Consider the following 20,926-nt stretch of genomic DNA (forward strand, 5'->3'; position numbering starts at 1 on the left):
CACCATGCAATGGGGTTATCGCTTCGTGAGTGGTATGTTGTTTCTGGCTGCTGTCATCGGCATGGCATTTGCCTTATATCTTGAGCATGTACAAGGCCTGGCGCCTTGTCCATTGTGTGTATTTCAGCGTGTGGGATTAATTGGACTGGGGATCATCTCACTCATCGCATGTCTGCATAATCCTAAATCCAATGGCATGAAGCGACTGTATGCCTTGCTGGGTTCGCTCAGTATTCTATGGTCTGTGGGTGTGGCCGCCCGGCATGTCTGGCTACAGAACCTGCCACCGGATCAGGTGCCGAGTTGTGGTCCTGGTCTGGAATACTGGCTGGATACCTTGCCAATGCAGTCCGTGCTGCAACAGGTGCTGAATGGTTCCGGTGAGTGTGCCACCATTGACTGGACTTTCTTGGGGCAGTCTTTACCGGTCTGGTCCCTGATCTTCTTCAGTATTTTATTGCTGGTCAGTCTATGGCAACTGCTGCGTAAATATAAAACCGCACCCGTAAAACGACTGAGAGATAAATATTAATCAAGTTGCTATTAAAAAGCCCGCAATTGCGGGCTTTTTAATGTACTGAGGGTTAAGTCAGGGCAATACCTTCCAGACTGTCCAGATCCGTCATATATTCACGAATCTGGTCAAAGGCTGCATCTTCCAGACTTGGATAGAACCAGCGTGCCACCTGTTCCGCCACCAGCGGATGATATTGAATTTCAAAATGGTTCAGGCCATAGAAAATCGCCTTGTGTGCATCCGGCACTTTGAGCTGGAAACGCGGATTGGGATGCTCACCCAGAGCACTCTTGATACTGACCAGATAGTCGCCAATCACATGCAAGGTCTTGTTCTTACGGTTTTCAAATTCGATGGTGCCTGCAACCAGATAGGTATCGATATGCGAGGGAATCGGGGCCGGTTTACGGTTATCGTCCATGAAGCCGATCCGAAGCGGATTATGTTCCCAGTCATCATCACGGACGCTGCCATGGCGTAAATCCAGAATCCCGTTACTGCGAATATTGACCAGATGACCAATCAGCCGGATCAGAGGGAAATGTCCGAGTTTGTCCTGCAGGCTAAAACCAAACCGTTCCAGTACTGCACCATGATGCGGTGAACCCAGACAAACCAGATTCTCTACCATATTGACCCAGTCATACACATTCTGCTTGCCATAAAACAGCGCACTACGCGAGACCAGACCGCCCATGCTATGCCCGATCAGGTCAATACTGGTAATTCTCGGATTACGAGTGACCAGATCCTGCAAGGTATTAGCCAGGCTGCGACCATTGGCAGAAATCCGCCGTCCGGTATTGTAGTTTAGATACAGCATGGTATTGCGGTCGCGCTGTGCCAGTAATTTTTCCCCGATCCCTTCATACTTGCGATTTGACCAGTCGAGATGGTTCATACATAAGCCATGCACAAACAGGGTAATTCGCCCGCTTAACTCGCCATTTTGCAATGAACCATAGTGGTCATAGATCACCATCGGCAGCGCCAGAGGATTCTGATATTTCAGTAGATAATCCCCGATAATGCCATTCAGGGCACTGACCAGAAAATGCAAGGAAGGTGTCAGCGGCTTATTATGCAGTTTGGGAAAACGCTCAATAATCTGGCGTAGCCCGGGCGCAATCAGGGTGTTGCCATAGTGAAACAGCATGTCATAGGACATTTGATAAAGCCGGGCAATCGATGGAATATTCTGAAGTTTTTGTGAATTATTTTCACTCAAACCAAAAATACTCATTAAAATTTCGCGTTGAATACTCTTGATCAGCTCCTGAATCACGTCGTTAAAGCGCGTCGTTACCAGCTGTGCCAGACCTTCCAGTACATCGGCCTGACTCGGTGGGGTTCGGTCCCAGCGACAATAGGTTTCATGTAACGGTGTCAAACTTGGCATCTGATCCTGTCCTTTCAATGAGCCGCATGTGTTGCCATCTTTCTTTTTAAAGAACTTCGCGGTATAAATTCTTTTTCTTATGGTGTTTCCAGGTTTTTAGGGCCTCATTCTAAAATAGCGAGAATTACAGAACATCTCCGGCTTTTTTGTCAGACAATTTAAGCAATTAACTGGTCTACTATTGTAGTGTACTTCACATTTTTTAAATTAAATTTTAATGATTAACGGGATTTTTGTTGGTAGTTCATGAATATTATTTATTTGCATGGCTTTAGAAGTAATGCGCACTCAATCAAGGGTACATTGCTGCAACACTACTGTGCAAAATACCCCGGAATTCAGGTACATTTGCCCGATTTAAACATGCCACCCAAAGATGCGATTGCACATGTTTCTGCCCTGATTGAGTCAATGCATGAGGTGGCCCTGGTGGGGAGCAGTCTCGGGGGATTCTATGCGACACATCTGGTCGCAGAGCATGCTGTGCCTGCTGTACTGATTAATCCGGCAATGCGACCATGGCAGCTGTTTCGTGAACTGTTTGACGAGCAGTTGCCTTTGCAGGTCCATCCAAACTGGTGTCTGGATGAGACAGATCTGCTGCAACTGCAACAATTGGCCCTGCCAGTTGCACAAGATGCAGACAAAATGCTGGTTCTGCTGCAACAAGGCGATGAAGTTTTGGATTATCGTGAAGCACATCGTTATTATAGTGCTGCGCGTCCCCCTGCAATGCTGATGACCGAAGCAAATGGCAGTCACGGGATGGATGATTTTGCGGAGAAAATTCCGCTGCTCTTACAGTTTTTGTTGGACTGCATAAAAAAGGAAACCGAATAACGTGTCTCAATATACGGCTCAATCTCTTGAAGTTTTATCTGGTCTGGATCCGGTACGTCGTCGTCCGGGCATGTATACCGATACCTCTCGTCCGAACCATCTGGCGCAGGAAGTGATTGATAATGCTGTCGATGAGGCACTGGCCGGACATGCCAACAAGATTACCGTGACCGTCTACAAAGATGGTTCATTGTCTGTTGACGATAACGGTCGTGGTATGCCAGTCGATATTCACCCCGAATATGGTCAAAGTGGTATTGAAATCATCATGACCAAGCTGCATGCCGGTGGTAAGTTCAGTACCGACAATTACCAGTTTTCCGGTGGTTTGCACGGGGTCGGAATTTCCGTGGTCAATGCGCTTTCGACCCGTGTAGAAGTCGAAGTTCAGCGTCAGGGCAACCTGTATAAAATGGCCTTCGAAAATGGTGAACCGGTGGCACCGCTTGAAGTGCTGGCCGGCAAGGCACCGAAACGGGCATCTGGAACTGCAGTGCATTTCTGGCCTGAAGCCAAATATTTCGATTCACCCAAGTTTGCCTTAAAAGCCCTAAAGCATAATCTTAAAGCCAAAGCGGTTTTGGCGGCGGGCTTACAGATCAATTATATTGATCAGATCAATGATGAAAAGATCACCTGGCAGTTTGAAAATGGTCTGGTCGACTATTTGATGGATGAGCTAGAAGACCGTGAAATTATTCCTGCACCCGCTTTTGTAGCAACAGGTGAGGCCGAGCGGGCCAGTGCCGAATTTGCAATTTGCTGGAATGTGGAAGGCGGCGACAGCATTCAGGAATCCTATGTCAACCTGATTCCGACTGCGCAGGGCGGGACCCATGTCAATGGTCTACGTTCAGGCGTGACCGATGCGATGCGTGAGTTCTGCGAGCTGCGTAATCTGTTGCCACGGAATATGAAACTGTCTGCAGAAGATGTCTGGGATGGAGTCAACTATATACTGTCGCTGAAATTTCAGGAGCCACAGTTCTCGGGTCAAACTAAAGAACGTCTGTCGAGTCGTGAAGCATCCGGGATTGTGCAAAATATTGCCAAAGATGCCTTTGCACTCTGGTTAAATCAAAACTCCGACATTGCCATGCAACTGGCAGAAATGGCAATTTCCAAGGCCGGTCGCCGTCTGAAAGCGGCAAAAAAAGTTGAACGTAAAAAGATTGTGGCCGGGCCAACCTTACCGGGTAAATTGTCGGATTGTGTCGGTCACGAACTGGAACAATCTGAACTGTTTATTGTCGAAGGAGATTCAGCAGGGGGATCTGCCAAACAGGCACGTGATAAAAACTTTCAGGCGATCATGCCAATTCGCGGCAAGATTTTAAATACCTGGGAAGTGTCTTCTGATGAGGTTCTGGCGTCGCAGGAAGTGCATAACATCGCAATTGCGATTGGGGTCGATCCGGGTTCGGATGACTTGTCAGAGCTGCGTTATGGCAAGATCTGTATTCTGGCCGATGCCGACTCTGATGGTCTGCATATTGCGACTTTGCTGTGTGCCTTGTTTGTGAAGCATTTCCCCACTCTGGTGGAAGCAGGACATTTATTTGTGGCGATGCCGCCGTTGTATCGTATCGATGACAACAAAGACGTGCATTATGCCCTGGATGACGACGAGCTGGATGGCATCCTGAAAAAATGTAAAAGCAAAAATCCGCAAATCACCCGCTTCAAAGGTCTGGGCGAGATGAATGCCAGCCAGTTACGTGAGACCACACTTGATCCAAATACACGCCGTTTGGTGCAGCTGGACCTGGATGATAGTCATTTCACCGCAGGCTTGCTGGACAAGTTACTGGCAAAAAAACGCGCCAGTGACCGTAAAGAATGGTTAGAGCAAAAAGGCAATCTGGCCGATATTATTGTGTAATACAGCTATTTTCTTTTAACACAAAGCCCGTAATTGCGGGCTTTTTTATTATTAAAATCTTGGCTCAAATTGATGTTATATATCGCAGAGTGAGCAGTTAATACCGCGACAATTGTGGAGTACAGAGTTACGTGCATTATTTTGACTGGTCCCAGGACCTTCTACCAGTGGACCTGCAAGCTGTTCAGCACCTGAGCTTGGACGCCATTTGGTTTTCATGTTGATTTGCTGATGACCTGTGATCATCGGTTTTGCTAAAGTCTGTTGGTTACAGTAGTTACATTCAATCGTATCTGTTGAAATACGAGCAATAGGTACACGCTGTTCAAAAATTCCTTCACAGTGTTCACAGCGGAAATCATATAACGGCATTTCTGTACTCCTGTACCTAGAAAATTTTAAATTAAAAAAGCCGAGTAGCGAAATTGATAAGGAACTGCTACTCGGTGTGAAGCTTGCATGAAAACACTTAAAAGCTAGCGTCTACGTCCCCAGAATTTATCATCATTGAGCGCGCCTTTCGGCAAAATGTCTTGCTCAAAGATTGAGGTTGGTAAAGAGACTGTACACGCACAGTTTGGAATGTCCACGATACCGCCAATACGACCTTCAATAGGTGCAGCCGTTAACAGCATATACGCTTGAGAGCCTGTGAAACCGAAATTCTCTAAGTACTTAATCGCTTTTAAACACGCTTGGCGATACGCCACCGTTGCATCTAGATAATAGTTCACATCATTTTCGACGCTGATGCCTTCGAAGGTTAACCATTGATCATAGTTTGGCTTCACATTACTTGGTACAAAGATCGGTGAATCAATGTTGTATTTCGCCATACCCCCTTTGATCAAGTCGAAACCGACACGGGTTACACCATCCATTTCGATTGCACCACAGAAACCGATTTCACCATCCCCTTGCGAGAAGTGTAGGTCACCCATCGAGAAGCCTGCGCCTTTTTGATAAACAGGGAAGTAGATGCGGCTACCTGCTGCCAAGTCTTTAATATCCGTGTTACCACCATGTTCACGCGGTGGAACGGTACGAGCCGCTTCTGCCGCCATACGATCAAATTCAGCACCGGTCACGCCACGTAAAACGGCAGTACGTGGATCTGGTGGATTGGCTTGACCTTTTGGTACAAGCAGGGCTTCACGACGATTCCACTCTTTGAGCAGATCATGAGAAGGCAATGTTCCCATCAAACCAGGGTGTTTTAAACCTGCAATACGCACGCCCGGAATATGACGTGAAGTTGCAAATAAACCTTTTAAATCCCAAATGGCTTTGTCTGCATCAGGGAAATAATCAGCAAGGAAACCACCGCCATTTTCTTTGGCAAATACACCTGAGAAACCAACATCAGAGATCGGTTGAATATCTAATAGGTCAATGACCAGCAAGTCGCCCGGTTCAGCACCTTCAACATAGAACGGCCCTGTCAGTGGATGGGCACGGGTCAAATCGACATTTTGAACGTCAGAAACGTCATCATTGTCCTTGATCTGAGCATCCAAGAAATCCAAGCTTTCAATGAGAATTTCTTCCCCCGGCTTGACCGAAGTCAAAAATGGCAAGTCTGGATGCCAACGGTTATGACCAATTTCAGCTTGTTCAGCTAGTGGAACCCCAGGTTTAATTTTAATATGTTGCATGTGTTATCCCCTATGTTGAGGTCAAATAAATCTCGTTTTAATGTTTGGTTTCATCCATGACCAAGACCGATTCTGTCTCGGTAGCGACATCGCTGTTTAGGGCAATGATGGTTAAACCTGTACCGTCGCAATCCACCAAAATCTGGCTTGCGTCAGGATGTTGCAGGAAAAACTTCGCCAATTTAGGCTCAAGTAATATTCTAAAACGTCGCCCTAAACCGCGTGCCCCGAAACGTACATCATGCCCACTTGATAGCAACGAACGTGCTGCTGGACTTAACTCAAGGACACGACTTTGTTTATGTAAACGTTGATTCAGTTTGCTGAGTTCTAAATCCACCAAAGTGGCCGCAAAATCTGACTCAACAGCCGCATAATGCAAAATTCGTTCAATACGATTTAAAAATTCTGGATCGAACTTCTTATGCAAAGCACGTGCCGTAATTTCGCTATCATCTAACTTGGTCAGTCGCGCGAGGTTTTGTAAGGGTTTGGGAAGCTTAGCAATGGTTTTTAAACGTGCTTGAGCATCCTTTGCACCGACATTACTGGTCATAAAGATCATGCAGTTTTTAAAGTCGAGAACTTTGGTGCCTGCGGTGAGCTTTAATGTGCCTGTTTCTAAGACATTGAGCAGACCACGAATGACTTCGGTACTGGCTTTTTCAATCTCATCAAACAGCACAATGCCTGGCTTAGAAAAACTGCCCTGAATCAGTGCTTCATCAAATAAAGTGTTGCCTTCTTTTGAACCGACATAACCCGGAGGTGCACCTGTTAAGGCTGCGGCATAATGCTCTTGAGCCAAGGTATTCATGTCGATTCGGCAAAAGGCATCGGCTTTACCATGAATCGCTTCTGCAATGAGGCGAACGGTTTCAGTTTTACCCACCCCAGTGGGACCCAACATGAGGGTCACACTGAGCGGACGGTGAGGGGCATTAAAATCTGCCTTCACCGTCACCAGCATATTTTCAATTTCATCCAGTGCAGCACTTTGTCCAATGATGCGAGAGCGCACGTGTTGCATCACTGCATCAGGATCAAAACTAAAGCGTGAGGTACGCGCAATACGTTGTTTGCTTTGCATCTCATAACGTTGTTTTGCCAAAGTATCTTGGTTGGCTGTCATTCGTTCACTGGCAAATGTCATGGGTCATACCTCCCTCAATGGCGCTTAAGAAGCTTCTTTTTCTAGACCTTCATGTGGCAAGTTGCCGATTGGGCATTCCGCCACGCCAATGGTTGAACGGGTAATTTTTTCCACATTTTCTTGGGCTTTTTGTGCATCCAAAACCCATGTTTTATAGAAGTCGAATGGACAGTCTGGGATGCCTTTATCACCATCACCATCACCATTGGTATGTACGCCTGTATAACCACGGTGTAATAATTTAAATAAATGGTTTTGTGATTGGTCATATTTGCGTGCATCACGAATTTCGTGCAGTGAAAGCTGCGCATATTGAATGCCATTTTCTTCCGTGCCACATTCACCTAAGGTACGACCGTCGAAACCGACCAATGCAGAGTGACCAAAGTACGTGTAGACGCCATCAAAGCCTGTGCAATTGGCAACTGCCACATAGACATTATTTGCCCATGCCATTGATTTCGACATGTTGACTTGCTGTTCAGCAGCAGGGTACATATAGCCTTGGCAACGAACCACAAGTTCAGCACCTTTCATGGCACAGTCACGCCAGATTTCAGGATAGTTACCATCATCACAGATGATCAGTGACATCTTGATGCCTTTAGGACCTTCAGTCACATAAGTCGTATCACCTGGACACCAGCCTTCAATTGGACACCATGGAATAATTTTGCGGTATTTCTGAACAATTTCGCCTTGGTTATTGATCAGCACTAAAGTGTTATATGGCACTTTATGCGGGTGTTCTTCATGTTGTTCACCTGTAATGGAGAACACGCCCCACACATTGGCTTCAATGCAGGCTTGCGAGAAAAACGCTGTTTCATCACCCGGAATAGTGGCAGCCGTTGCCATCATTTCATCATGATCGTACATAATGCCCATGGTGCTGTATTCAGGGAATACAATCAGATCCATACCTGGAATCCCTTGTTTAATCCCTTTTATCATTTCTGCAATTTTTTTTGCATTCTCAAGTACTTCAGCCTTGGTATGTAGGCGAGGAATTTTATAATTCACGACTGCTACACCGACTGTATTTGGACTACTTGAGATATCACCGTGACGCATTTAATTTCTCCAACACTACTGAGTATTTATTCTTGATAGATCGAGTGTCGCCTGAAATGTGCGGTTTAAAAATACGTTGAATTGCGTATATGAAATGTGATTTTTTCTGCTGATTTTTGAATGAAAAGTAAAATAATTTATCGACTTCAAACAGAAAAAAAGTTGAATAAAAAATGATAAAAACAAGAATAAAAAAATCCCCTGAATCAACAGGGGAGAGAATGAAACGATACGCTATTTAGACAGATAGATATTTGCTGATGGTGGTTTCATCGACATTTTCACGCACGTCTTCATAAGCGAAACGACCTTTATCAATCACCAAGAAGCGATCTGCCATTGCCATGGTAAAACTTAACACCTGCTCAGACACCACAATGGTTAAATCGCGTTGGTTACGAATTTCTTTTAAGGTTTTGGCAATGTCTTTAATAATCGATGGTTGAATGCCTTCGGTTGGCTCATCCAAGAGCAACACTTTAGGATTGGTGGCTAAAGCACGGGCAATCGCCAATTGCTGTTGTTGCCCTCCCGATAAGTTTCCGCCTTTACGTTTACGCATATCCCAAAGCACAGGGAACAAGGCATACAAATCATCAGGAACTTTGCCATTGGCAGATGCAGGTAGACCGGTTTGGATATTTTCCAATACAGACATGGTCGAGAAAATCATCCGTCCTTGAGGAACGTATGCCACGCCATTTTCTACACGTTGATAAGGATCAAGCGTTTCTAAATTTTTACCATCGAGTTTGATTTCACCCTTGGTATTTTTAATATCACCGATCAGGGTTTTAAATAGGGTGGTTTTACCCATCCCGTTACGTCCCATGATGGCAACAATTTCTTTAGGTTGAATCTTGAGTTCTAGGTCATGAATGACCTGACTTTGTTTATAGCCTGAACACAAAGAATTAATTTCTAATAATCCGCTCATCGTGCGTCTCCTTAGTGTCCGAGATAGACTTCAATCACTTTTGGGTCATTTTGGACATCATCCATTTTCCCCGCAGCTAAGATTTTACCTTGGTGTAAAACCGTCACTTTGTCGGCAATGGTTTTTACAAATTCCATATCGTGTTCGATCACCAGTACCGAACGCCCTTTACTAATCTCACGCAAAAGCTGTGCCGTTTGCTCACGCTCTGACACACTCATACCTGCAACAGGTTCATCTAACATAAGCAGCTCGGGGTCTTGCATCAGCAACATGCCAATTTCAAGCCATTGCTTTTGACCATGTGACAGTAAACCTGCTGAAGTTTCGAGGAGATCCGTTAAGAAAATTTTGCTTGCAACTTCTTGAATACGATCTTCAACATCCTTGCTACGACGGAAGAACAAGGCACCAAAAACATTACGCCCACGTGGGAAAGACATTTCTAGATTGTCGTAAACCGATAGGTTTTCGTAAATGTTCGGGTTTTGGAATTTACGCCCTACACCTTTACGCACAATGTCGAATTCTTTGAGTTTGGTCAGTTCAATGTCGTTAAATTTAATCGTGCCTGAGGTCGCTTTGGTTTTACCGCAGATCAGATCTAAGACTGTGGTTTTACCTGCACCATTTGGCCCAATCACGACATGGACTTCATTTTTGTCGAGGTAGAAGTTGAGATCGCTGACGGCTTTGAAGCCGTCGAACGATACTGTGAGATCTTCAATTACCAAGACGGGTTTATGCATTTCTACGCCGACTTTACTCATTTCACGCCTCCTTCTACCACAGGTTCAATAGGACTGTCTGGGTCACTGTTCGGTGGTGGGGCAGCTTGATCGCTGACTTCTTTCTTCAGGAATAATGGACGGACATATTTTTCATACAGACCCGCTAAACCATTCGGTAAGAACATCACAACACCAATGAACAATGCACCGAGGAAGTACAACCATACTTCAGGGAACGCTTCTGAGAAGTAAGTTTTGCCTAAGTTCACCAGTACTGCACCGTACACTGCACCGATCAGAGATAAACGGCCACCCACAGCTGCAAGAATCACCATCTCAATAGAAGGCACGATGCCAATAATGGTTGGTGACATGAAGCCCACTTGTAAGGTGAACATTGCTCCGCCAATTGACGATACTGCTGCAGCAAAACAGAAGATAAACACTTTGTACATCGCCACGTTGTAGCCAGAAAAACGTACGCGTTCTTCTTTATCACGCATTGCAGAGAGTAGCCGACCTAGTTTAGAACTTAAAACGAAACGGCTAATCATGATCACTGCAATGAGCAGGAGGGCATTGATGTAGTACAAAACATATTTGGCTTCATCACTACGGATGTCCCAACCATGTAAGGTTTTTAAATCTGTGATGCCGTTAATACCGCCTGTTAAACCTTGTTGACCAATGATTAGGATCGTGAGGATTGCAACAATCGCTTGCATGATGATTGAGAAGTACACATCACCGACGCGACGGGTAAACATCGCAAAACCAATGATAAAAGCAATCAAAATTGGAATCACAATGATGGCAAATATCGTAAAACTGAAACTATGGAAGGGTTCCCACATCATTGGAAGTGAGGTGATTTGGTTCCAGTCCATAAAGTCTGGAATACCAGGTGTGGTCTGTGCTGCTGTGGATTGTGGATCGGATGCTTCAAGTTTTAAGAACATCGCCATGCAATAACCGCCGATGCCGAAGAAGATACCTTGACCTAAACTCAAGATCCCGCCATATCCCCAACACAGCACCAAGCCAATTGCGACAAAGGCGAAGGTTAAATATTTGCCCATCAAGTTCAGACGGAACACATCGAGGAACATTGGCATGACCAGTAAAATAATGACTGCAAGAATGGCTAAGCCAATTGCACCCTCTTTACCGCCTAGAAAGGCATTCATTGGATTACTCATATCAATCTCTCCTGAATACCTATTTACGAACTTTGATTGAGAATAGACCTTGAGGGCGCATCATGAGAATGATGATCACAACAGACAAGGTAAGCACTTTGGCGATAGAGCCAGATAAGAAGAACTCAAGGATCGATTGTGCTTGCGCGATACTAAATGCAGAGGCAATTGTGCCGAGTAAGCTTGCTGCACCACCGAAGACCACGACCAAGAAGGTATCTACGATATACAGTGAACCAGCTGTTGGACCTGTTGAGCCGATTGTGGTGAATGCTGCACCTGCGATGCCTGCTAAGCCACAACCCAAAGCAAAGGTTAAGCTGTCTACACGTTTGGTATTGATACCCACTGCACCACTCATAAAACGGTTTTGGTTGGTTGCACGCAGTTGTAAGCCCCAACGTGAACGGTAAATCAGGAAATATACAAAGGCAGTAACTGTGAGCGTTACACCTACAAGGAATAAACCATTTAAAGGGATATCAATGGCATCCGTTGGTTGGTATGAACCCATGAGCCATTCTGGGAGAGTCGGGCTGACTTCTTTAGGGCCAAATGTAGAACGGAAAATTTGTTGCATGATGAGGCTGAGACCCCATGTTGCAAGTAAAGTATCGAGTGGCCGTTGATAGAGCCGACTGATCATGAGCCGCTCGACCATATAGCCGACGATGCCTGCTGTTAAGAATGCCGCAATGATGGCAATAAAGAAGTAATAGGAAAGCAACTGAGGAAAATAGCTTTCTGTTAAAGTTGAAATGACAAAGGTCGTATAGGCACCAATGGTAAGGAACTCACCATGTGCCATGTTGATCACACCCATTTGTCCAAAGATAATTGCAAGACCCAGTGCCATGAGTAACAGCACGCAGAAAACCGATAGCCCATTAAAGCCTTGCATCGTAAATATTGCACCGAAGTCTGCAAATGACATATCCATTGCATCATCCTCCAAGCTTTAAATTAATTGTGTGGAATAAAAAGATCAGGAGAAAATCCCCCTGATCTGATGCCGGCTCGATTAGTACCCTTTAGGGAATGGGTTTGGTTTAATTAAGTTTTTAGATTCGTAAACTACTTTAAATTGACCGTTGGCTTGTACTTGACCAATACGTGATTTGCTCCACAGGTGATGGTTAGGATCGACTTTCACATAGCCTTCAGGTGCTGTTTTCATTTCTAAGCCTTTAGATGCTGCAGTCACTTTTGCCACATCGAAGCTACCTGCTTTTTCAACAGCTGCTTTCCATAACCAAGGGCCTAAGTATGCAGCTTGCGTTACGTCACCGATCACTGCTTTAGGACCATATTTCGCTTTAAATGCTTTGACAAAGGCTTGGTTATTTGGGTTATTTAGGCTCTGGAAGTACTTCATTGAAGAGTAGAAGCCCTTCATGTTCTCGCCGCCAATACCTAATAATTCATCTTCAGTAACTGATAATGTGAGAAGTGTTTGTTTATCACCTGTCACACCTGCTGCTTTCATCTGTTTGTAGAACGATACGTTTGAACCGCCGACAACCGCAGCAAAGATTGCATCTGGTTTACGAAGTTTGGTTTTGTTGATCAATGAACCAAATTGGGTATGACCTAGTGGGTAGTATTCTTCGCCAACCACTTTACCTTTCAATACTTTTTCAATGTGTGTACGTGCAATTTTCATGCTGGTACGTGGCCAGATGTAGTCAGAACCAATCAAGTAGAACGTTTTGGCATTTTTCTCTTTTGCCAGCCAGTTTAATGCTTCTAAAACTTGTTGAGTGGCTTCTTGACCTGTGTAGATGACGTTTTTAGATTGTTCTAAGCCTTCATAGAATGTTGGGTAGTAAAGCAGTGAGTTATTACGTTCAATGATCGGTAATACCGCTTTACGTGATGCCGATGTCCAGCAACCGAAAATCGCAGCAACACGATCACGTTCAGAAAGCTTACGGGCTTTTTCTGCAAACGTTGGCCAATCTGATGCACCATCTTCTTGAATGATTTTAATTTGACGGCCAAGCACACCACCTTGTTTGTTAATCTGTTCAATCGCCAGACGCTCTGCTTGGATTGCACCTGTTTCAGAAATAGCCATCGTACCTGTTGCAGAGTGAAGCTGGCCAACATAGACAAACTTGTCTGTCACATTCAGTTTAGTGGAGTTCACTTTAGCGGTTGCAGGAGCACTTGCGTTGGTTAGGACAGGCGTAAGGAGGAATGGAACAGCAAGCAAGCCTGCGATGAGTCCGGAAGTTTTAATTTTTGATTTTAAGGTCATGTGTGTTCCCCTATTTAAATAAGCTATCTTTCATGCGCTATGTCATTGAAGTGCGCTAGGTATGGCTTAAGCCTAAGGGGAGTTAAAAAATGAGCATATACGTCACTTTACGTATATCTCTGCGTAGGGCATTGCTGTTTATCATGCACTTAGAATGGGTATAGTTTTTGCTTTAAAACTGATCATCTTGCTAGATGATCAGCCGTAATGGATCCGACGAACGCTTCTAATGCTGCACCACAACGTGTCATTCACACACGCCGTAAATACAATACGTGGGTGGTGGATGAAAGTATTGAAGATTATGCCTTACGTTATGCGCCGAAATCGGTGCGTAAATGGTCGGCTTGGACTGTAACCAATACCGCAATTGCTGCGGTCAGTTTCCTTGCAATGGAAGCATTGGGTGCGACCATGCTGTTCCAATATGGCTTTAGTAATGCATTTTGGGCATTGGTGGTGGTTGCAATGATCATCTTTTTAACCAGTTGGCCGATTGGTTACTACGCTGCAAAATATAATGTCGATATTGACTTGCTGACTCGTGGTGCAGGCTTTGGTTATATTGGTTCTTCTATCACTTCAGTGATTTACGCCAGTTTTACCTTCATTTTCTTAGCTTTTGAAGCCGCTATCATGGCATTGGCTTTAGAGTTGGGTTTGGGCATCCCCTTAAGCATCGGCTATTTACTGTCAGTATTGATCATTTTGCCCTTGGTGGTCAAAGGCATCGGCTTCATTAATAAAGTACAGGCAATCAGTCAGCCTCTATGGTTATTCTTATTGTTAGTGCCGTGGTGCTTTGTTTTGTTTAAGCATCCGACTTTAATAAATGACCTTGTCTTGGTTGAAGGGGCACAAAGCCAAAGTTCAGGCTTTAATTTGATATATTTTGGTGCATCGTGTACGGTGCTTTTTGCCTTGATTACGCAAATTGGTGAGCAAGTCGATTATTTACGCTTCTTACCTGATAAAAAAAATATCAAAAAAAAGTGGAATCTCGCGGTATTTTTAGGTGGCCCTGCATGGATCTTGGCAGGATTCATTAAGATTTTCATGGGCATGCTGCTCATGGTCTTGGCAATTCAATTTATGGTGCCTGAATCTGAACTTACCAACCCGAATTATTTGTATTGGATCGCCTATCAACAAGTCGTAGCACATCCGGGATTAGCTTTATTTTTCGCAGTGCTATTTATTTGTATCGCCCAAATCAAAATTAATGTCACCAATGCATACGCAGGCTCTTTAGCATGGTCGAATTTCTTCGCGCGTTTAACCCATAGTCACCCAGGGCGCGTGGTATGGTTAGTTTTTAACGTCTTTATTGCATTACTTTTGATGGAATTGGGCGTAATTCATGCGGTTGAGCGCGTTCTGGGTCTATATAGTAATGTGGCTTTAGCATGGATTGGGGCAATCTTTGCTGATTTGGTGATTTGTAAGCCTTTGGGTTTAAGTCCAAAAGGCATTGAGTTTCGCCGTGCGTATTTATATGACATTAATCCTGTTGGCGTCGGCAGTTTAATTATTGCGTCAGCACTTTCAATCTTATGCTATTGGGGAGTTTTTGGAGACATCGCCAAAGCCTTAGCCGGTTTTATTGCTTTAGCCACATCGTTAATCTGTGTCCCTTTGATCGCCTATTTCACCAAAGGTCGCTATTACATTGCGCGTAAAGAACAGCTTCCTTTGCACTGTGTCAGTACGCAAACCTGTGTGGTGTGTGAACATGATTATGAAGTCGCAGATATGGCGAGTTGTCCTGCTTATAATAGTCATATTTGTTCGTTATGCTGCACCTTAGAAGCACGTTGTCATGACCTATGTAAACCACATGCACGTTGGTCATCACAGTTACGCGTCTTTGCTTCATGGTTTTTACCCAAAGACTGGATGCAATACATCAACACACGCTTAAGCTTTTATATCTTGCTCATCTTCGTGCTCAACGTCGTTCTCGCTGTGAGCTTGAGCTTGGTATATTTACAAGAACTCTCCAATAGCCAATCTAGCTTTGCGCAGCAACATGATTTATTCATGTTATTTTTCAAAATTTATGCTGTGCTGTTTTTAATGCTTTGCGTAGCTGCATGGTGGTTGGTGCTCAATGATGAAAGTCGTCGTCAGGCACAGCTCGAAAGTAATATGCAGACGCAACTGCTGATGGATGAAATCGAGGCACATAAAGTGACCGATCGTCAATTACAAGATGCACGCATCTTGGCAGAAAAAGCCAATGAAGCCAAAAGCCGTTATGTGATTGGGATTAGTCATGAATTAAGAACACCACTCAATAGTATTTTGGGCTATAGCCAACTGCTACAAAAACAGGAAAAACTCTCTGATCAAGGGCAGGCAGCATTAGGCGTGATTAGTCGCAGTGGACAGCATTTGACCTCATTGATTGATGGTTTATTGGATTTGGCACGGATTGAAACAGGAAAAATTTCCTTAGAAATGTCGAATATTGATTTACCAAGATTTTTAAATCAAATCGTGCACATGTTCAAACCGCAATTTGTGCAAAAGCAATTGGATTTCAATATTGAAATCAGCGACAAGATTCCACAATACGTCCGTACCGACAAAAAACGTCTGGAACAAGTACTGATTAATTTACTCGGCAATGCGCTCAAGTTTACGGTTACAGGACAAGTCACCTTTAAAGTCGATTATCGTTTTCAGACCGCATATTTTGAAGTACGTGATACAGGCTGTGGTATTGCTGAAATTGATATTGAACGGATTTTTCAGCCCTTTGAACGTGGGCAAAATGTGGTCCAAGGGAGCTTTGCAGGTACAGGTTTAGGCCTGCCAATTGTGAAATTATTGGTGGATATCTTAGGTGGTGAGCTGACTATGAGCAGTCAGTTGCAGCAAGGCTCGACCTTTAAGATCAAACTATATTTACCATCAAAATCGCTGATTCATCCAATAGCCGATGTGGCATCCAACACAGTTACGAGTTATGTGGGGCCACGCCGTAAAATTTTAGTAGTTGATAATGAACTCACCGATCGTGGCTTGGTGATGAATTTCCTAAAACCACTTGGCTTCATTGTGGAAGAAGCAGAATCAGGTTTGGAATGTTTAAGAGTCGTGCCAAGTTTTAATCCTGATTTGATTTTGATGGATTTAAGTATGCCAATGTTAGGTGGCTGGGAAACGGCAAAATTATTGCGAAAAAATAAGATGACCAATGTGCCGATTATTATCATTTCAGCCGATGCCAATGAGCGTATGCTCAATCCGGAAACCGACGTATTGAATGAAGATTTTTTGGTGAAACCTGTTGATTTAAATCTATTGCTAAACAAGATTGGCGATAAATTAGGACTGAAATGGCAGCATCAAAGTCACACCACTCAGCCAGAACAGACACAAACAGGGATGTCAAATCCTCAACAGCATTCTGAAACCTCACTTAAAATGACCATCGAAACCATTCCATTTAATGACTTAAATGATGCTTTAACACAGCTCGAGCATGATTTATCGATTGGTTATTTGCGTGGGGTAAAAGCTTTAGTGGCTCAAGCCAAAGTTCAGTTTTCAGCACATGATGAAATTTGGCAACAGATTGAACGGGATTTAAAACAATTTGAGTTTAAAAAAGCCAGCCAAGGCTTACAGAGTTTGGCAGCTCAACAACAGGGAGATGATGCATGTTAGAAAGTATTTTGATTGTCGATGATATTCCTGAAAATTTAAGCTTGCTCAATGAAAGTCTGGATCAGGTCGGCTATCAAGTATTAATTGCCACCAATGGTTTTACAGCGATTGAAATTGCCCATCGTAGTCAGCCTGATATGATTTTATTAGATGGCAGCATGCCTGAACTCGATGGTTTTGAGACCTGTCTACAGTTAAAAGCCAGTCCAATGACTGAGCATATTCCTGTGATTTTTATGACCGGTTTAACGGAAACAGAGCATATTTTAAGAGGTTTTCAAGTTGGTGGTGTGGACTATGTGACCAAGCCTTTAAACATTGATGAGGTACAAGCGCGCGTCAAAACCCATTTGTTGCAAGCCAAACTGATGCATCAACAAAAACAAATGTTAGATGCCACAGGGAGTGCAATTTTATCGCTGAATTTACAAGGAGAAATTATTTGGCAAACTCCGATTGTGCATGAGCTGCTGACCCAACATGAAATTGAATTAAACCATTTTCAACACAGTCTAAATGAATGGTTGCAACGGCTGTTAGCTGACCCCGATCAAGCACACTTAATGCATGGCCAATATGGGCATGGTAGACAGCAATTACAGCTCAATCTGTTGAGTAAAATTGATTCTCAGCATGTCTATAAGCATGTTTTAGTTCAGGTTAAAGAGCAGAGCCAAATGCCAACCACTGAACAGATTATGTATGCTTGTGCTCAGTTGACTCCGCGTGAAGCTGAGGTGATGCATTGGGTGATTATGGGAAAAACCAACCGTGATATTGCTGAGATTTTACAGCTCAGTCCCCGCACGGTGAATAAACATTTAGAGCATGTATTCGAAAAACTCTATGTTGAAACTCGAACGGCTGCGGTACTGCATGTGATGTCTGCTTGTCAAAATCAGACTATAGCTTGACCTCTCTCAAGCTTATTCCACCTTTAAAAATACCCCATCCGCAGATACATTATGTCCAAAGCCACAATCTGAACCCTCACCATCTTGTTTTAACACAGCCTGTTGTCCGCGCTGAGGATCAAAAACAAAAGATAGCTCAATTTTACAGTCTTCATAACGGTATTGGGCCCGTGTTTTATTGAGTGGCATCGTGGTATTAAATCCACCTAGATTTGGCCCATAAATCAGACTGCGTAACCCCATATAGAGTCCATTGAACTCAATCTGGTAGGCATTGGCAGCCTGTTTAACTTCAATCGTATTCCACTGACCAAAACCTGCATGGCGGACATATTTTCCCGCTAAGTTAGCACTTTTCTGAGGAGCGGGAAGCTGTTTCAAATTAAACTGGCTACTTTGAGCTTCAGGATAGACAGAAAACCAGGCACGCGCCCATTGCGGTTTGCCAAGTTTGCTATAGCTTAAACCGACATTATTAAATGCCGTTGTAATGGCGTGTTCCGAGAAAGAGATCTTAGCTTCATCACGGTTTAACTCACAAAAAGATGACCAGGCCGCTTGCTGCTTAAATTGCTCTATAGCCTTTTGATATTGTTTCTGATCATAGAATTTTTTGCCATTATTTGCATAACTCTTCACCTGATTACAGCCTATGCGAAGCTCTTTTTCAAAATCTGAGTCGGCAAAAGTCAGGGTGCTTAAACTTAGAATGCCAATAGAACATAGAGATTTATACATTGTTTTTCTCAAGACGGTTTTTATCTGAATAAAACATAGCAAGCCTTTCAAGTAAATAGACGATCTGTTGGTATTTAAACTTGCGAAAAGGGCCAGTAAATTGCTACAAAAAAGAAGATTGAAATATCAGAAAATTAGCCCTGATCCAGATTCAACTGCAAGAAGACCAGATTGCGCCATTGCCCAAACTTTTTCCCCACTTGCGGCATATAAGCGGTTTGAATAAAACCGAGTTTCTCATGCAGGCGAATCGATACGGTATTTTCGGAATCAATTGCTGCGACCATAATATGCAACTGTTGTGCTTGAGCCTCTTTAATCAGATGCTTCAACAATCTGGAACCCAAACCTTGTCCGGCATAATCCGGATTTAAAAAAATGGAATGTTCTACGGTCTGCTGAAAGCCCTGAATGCTTCGGAAATGATCATAACAGGCATAGCCGGCCACGACCTGCTTTGGGATATCTTCAATCACGAACACCGGAAAATTCTGATTTTTTAACTGTTTAAACCAGATCTTAAAATAGGCCAAATCCAGGGCGGTTCTGTTCCAGGTTGCAGTACCATGCAGCACTTCCTGGTTATAAATCTCGAGGATGGTTACAAGGTCATGTTCGGTGGCATGTCGGATTTGAAAATGATGCATATTCTTGTTCTGTAGGGGGCTTAAATATGAGGTTAAAAAAAAGCAGAACCGAAGTTCTGCCTTTGATCATACAACAATTAGAAGTGATACTTCACAAGTGCACTGACATCATGCTGATCAATATTTGTACCAAACTTGTTATTCCAAACTGAATGTTCAACACCCAGATAAAGCTTAGTCTCTGGAGAAATGTGTTTACCCACATTCCATTTGTATTGAGACGTCCAGTTTAATTCGCTTTTATGATTAGGACCTTCAGCAGTTGACCAATCCAGGAAAGCATCTGCCAGGAATTCTTCACCGCCAATTTTAAATGGCACGGCATAGGTAATGGTCATTTGATAATCATCTTCTTGAAGATCATTTTCGGCTTTGTAGAAGTTGATGGTTGCATAGTTGGTATAAGGGATCGCTAAATTAAAACCAATACCATATAGGTAGTTGTTAAAATCACTGTCCTGAGCACTGTTGCCTTCCCAAGTCGTTGCAATCAATACGTCTGTGATAGGGCCCAGTTCAAGTTTCTGGCCAGTTACTGCGCCAAGGCTTAAACGTGGTGCAACTTCAAAATAGGTTTCGTTACCATTTGGATCATTATTGGTACGATCCGCAAAGGCAAAGAAATCACCATATTTAAAACCGGCTGCATATTCAGCAGTAACTGTGCTTTGCTCAATTTTTTCATCTTGAGTTACAAATGGTGATTTGTAGTTTTCACCATAAAGGCCGGTCAGGCTAAAGTCCTGCCAAACTGGTTTTGCTTGAGCAAATGCTGCAGTTGAAGCCAATGCACAAAGTGCTGCGAGTTGTGTGAATTTCATTTAAATCTCTCCCCCAAGAAAGCAGAGTAAGCATACAGATTAATAAGTAAAAATAAAGTTAAAATTGACCACTAACCTAAATATCTTTCCGCCCTGAGCATCAGAAAATATTGGATCCAGATGCCAGGCCTTTCCTGAAATAAAAACCAAGTTTTTAAGTCATTATTATTCAAATAAATTTATGTCAGGCTCTATCACAATCCAAAAACTTCTACTGAAATTATGAAAATGCAGCCCCGAGTCAAACAGACGTTTTAAACTGCGTTAAATAAAGCAGGGCTGTTAAATTGCAGTTAAATATTTACCGCTTTCTCAAGTCTCTTGAATGTATCAAATGGTCATTTCTCCCTGTACTAACAGGAGAATGTCGAAGAGATATATTTTAGACAGCGTAATTCGCTAAAAATCTTGCAGATCTAGAAGCAAATAGCGTTATTTAGCCGAGAGAAAAATGACTGTGACTGCTTAAATTCTAAAATTTGTG

18 protein-coding genes are annotated in these 20,926 nt (G+C 43.5%); 5 read left to right on the plus strand and 13 right to left on the minus strand.

Features of this window, described 5'->3' with window-relative positions:
• Positions 1–4 precede the first annotated feature (4 nt).
• On the plus strand, positions 5–532 hold the full coding sequence (locus AC3IT7_RS00400) for a disulfide bond formation protein B (RefSeq protein ID WP_489249018.1): 528 nt from the start codon (positions 5–7) through the stop codon (positions 530–532).
• A gap of 52 nt (positions 533–584) precedes the next feature.
• Here AC3IT7_RS00400 and AC3IT7_RS00405 read toward each other — a convergent pair whose 3' ends face one another.
• Entirely contained in the window at positions 585–1,916 is a 1,332-nt protein-coding gene (locus AC3IT7_RS00405; RefSeq protein WP_475653660.1) for a PGAP1-like alpha/beta domain-containing protein, read from the minus strand.
• 246 nt (positions 1,917–2,162) lie between these two features.
• On the opposite strand from AC3IT7_RS00405, the gene AC3IT7_RS00410 reads away from it, so the two are divergent.
• Together AC3IT7_RS00410 and parE are read left to right on the plus strand one after the other, a co-directional pair.
• Entirely contained in the window at positions 2,163–2,756 is a 594-nt protein-coding gene (locus tag AC3IT7_RS00410; protein WP_489249019.1) for a YqiA/YcfP family alpha/beta fold hydrolase, read from the plus strand.
• Position 2,757: 1 nt separating this feature from the next.
• Entirely contained in the window at positions 2,758–4,638 is a 1,881-nt protein-coding gene (gene parE, locus AC3IT7_RS00415; protein WP_475653662.1) for a DNA topoisomerase IV subunit B, read from the plus strand.
• 75 nt (positions 4,639–4,713) lie between these two features.
• Here the strand turns inward: parE and AC3IT7_RS00420 are convergent, their stop codons facing one another.
• The 9 genes from AC3IT7_RS00420 to urtA form a co-directional block, all read right to left on the minus strand.
• Entirely contained in the window at positions 4,714–5,010 is a 297-nt protein-coding gene (locus tag AC3IT7_RS00420; RefSeq protein WP_489249020.1) for an FmdB family zinc ribbon protein, read from the minus strand.
• A gap of 104 nt (positions 5,011–5,114) precedes the next feature.
• Positions 5,115–6,293: a formamidase gene (gene fmdA, locus AC3IT7_RS00425; protein ID WP_475653664.1), complete on the minus strand. Its 1,179-nt coding sequence runs from the start codon at positions 6,291–6,293 to the stop codon at positions 5,115–5,117.
• A 37-nt stretch (positions 6,294–6,330) separates the two neighbouring features.
• Positions 6,331–7,446 (minus strand): AAA family ATPase, encoded by a 1,116-nt coding sequence (locus tag AC3IT7_RS00430; RefSeq protein WP_489249021.1) that lies wholly within the window; start codon positions 7,444–7,446, stop codon positions 6,331–6,333.
• Between the two features lie 24 nt (positions 7,447–7,470).
• The gene (locus AC3IT7_RS00435; protein ID WP_489249022.1) at positions 7,471–8,520 is read right to left on the minus strand and encodes an aliphatic amidase; all 1,050 of its coding nucleotides are present in this window, start codon (positions 8,518–8,520) and stop codon (positions 7,471–7,473) included.
• 238 nt (positions 8,521–8,758) lie between these two features.
• Complete coding sequence (urtE, locus tag AC3IT7_RS00440) at positions 8,759–9,457, minus strand: urea ABC transporter ATP-binding subunit UrtE (protein WP_489249023.1); 699 nt, start codon at positions 9,455–9,457, stop codon at positions 8,759–8,761.
• A gap of 11 nt (positions 9,458–9,468) precedes the next feature.
• Entirely contained in the window at positions 9,469–10,227 is a 759-nt protein-coding gene (gene urtD, locus AC3IT7_RS00445) for an urea ABC transporter ATP-binding protein UrtD (protein ID WP_489249024.1), read from the minus strand.
• Positions 10,224–11,387 (minus strand): urea ABC transporter permease subunit UrtC, encoded by a 1,164-nt coding sequence (gene urtC, locus AC3IT7_RS00450; RefSeq protein ID WP_489249025.1) that lies wholly within the window; start codon positions 11,385–11,387, stop codon positions 10,224–10,226. Before urtC ends, urtD begins: the two co-directional genes overlap by 4 nt.
• A gap of 19 nt (positions 11,388–11,406) precedes the next feature.
• Positions 11,407–12,327 (minus strand): urea ABC transporter permease subunit UrtB, encoded by a 921-nt coding sequence (urtB, locus tag AC3IT7_RS00455; RefSeq protein WP_489249026.1) that lies wholly within the window; start codon positions 12,325–12,327, stop codon positions 11,407–11,409.
• Between the two features lie 81 nt (positions 12,328–12,408).
• The gene (gene urtA / locus AC3IT7_RS00460; RefSeq protein WP_489249027.1) at positions 12,409–13,647 is read right to left on the minus strand and encodes an urea ABC transporter substrate-binding protein; all 1,239 of its coding nucleotides are present in this window, start codon (positions 13,645–13,647) and stop codon (positions 12,409–12,411) included.
• Positions 13,648–13,854: 207 nt separating this feature from the next.
• Here urtA and AC3IT7_RS00465 point away from each other — a divergent pair, with 207 nt between their 5' ends.
• Positions 13,855–17,322, plus strand: coding sequence for a hybrid sensor histidine kinase/response regulator (locus tag AC3IT7_RS00465; RefSeq protein ID WP_489249028.1), 3,468 nt, complete (start codon positions 13,855–13,857; stop codon positions 17,320–17,322).
• Positions 17,316–18,236 carry a response regulator gene (locus AC3IT7_RS00470; protein WP_489249029.1) on the plus strand — a complete coding sequence of 307 codons (921 nt, stop codon included), beginning with the start codon at positions 17,316–17,318 and terminating at the stop codon, positions 18,234–18,236. Before AC3IT7_RS00465 ends, AC3IT7_RS00470 begins: the two co-directional genes overlap by 7 nt.
• Before the next feature lie 12 nt (positions 18,237–18,248).
• Here AC3IT7_RS00470 and AC3IT7_RS00475 read toward each other — a convergent pair whose 3' ends face one another.
• The 3 genes from AC3IT7_RS00475 to AC3IT7_RS00485 form a co-directional block, all read right to left on the minus strand.
• A complete protein-coding gene (locus AC3IT7_RS00475) occupies positions 18,249–18,974 on the minus strand; it encodes a hypothetical protein (protein ID WP_489249030.1) in 726 nt (241 codons plus the stop codon).
• Positions 18,975–19,108: 134 nt separating this feature from the next.
• Positions 19,109–19,621 (minus strand): GNAT family N-acetyltransferase, encoded by a 513-nt coding sequence (locus tag AC3IT7_RS00480; RefSeq protein WP_489249031.1) that lies wholly within the window; start codon positions 19,619–19,621, stop codon positions 19,109–19,111.
• Between the two features lie 77 nt (positions 19,622–19,698).
• Positions 19,699–20,442, minus strand: coding sequence for an outer membrane protein OmpK (locus tag AC3IT7_RS00485; RefSeq protein WP_475654181.1), 744 nt, complete (start codon positions 20,440–20,442; stop codon positions 19,699–19,701).
• Between the last annotated feature and the right edge of the window lie 484 nt (positions 20,443–20,926).

This window comes from Acinetobacter sp. KH_038 (assembly GCF_057839405.1).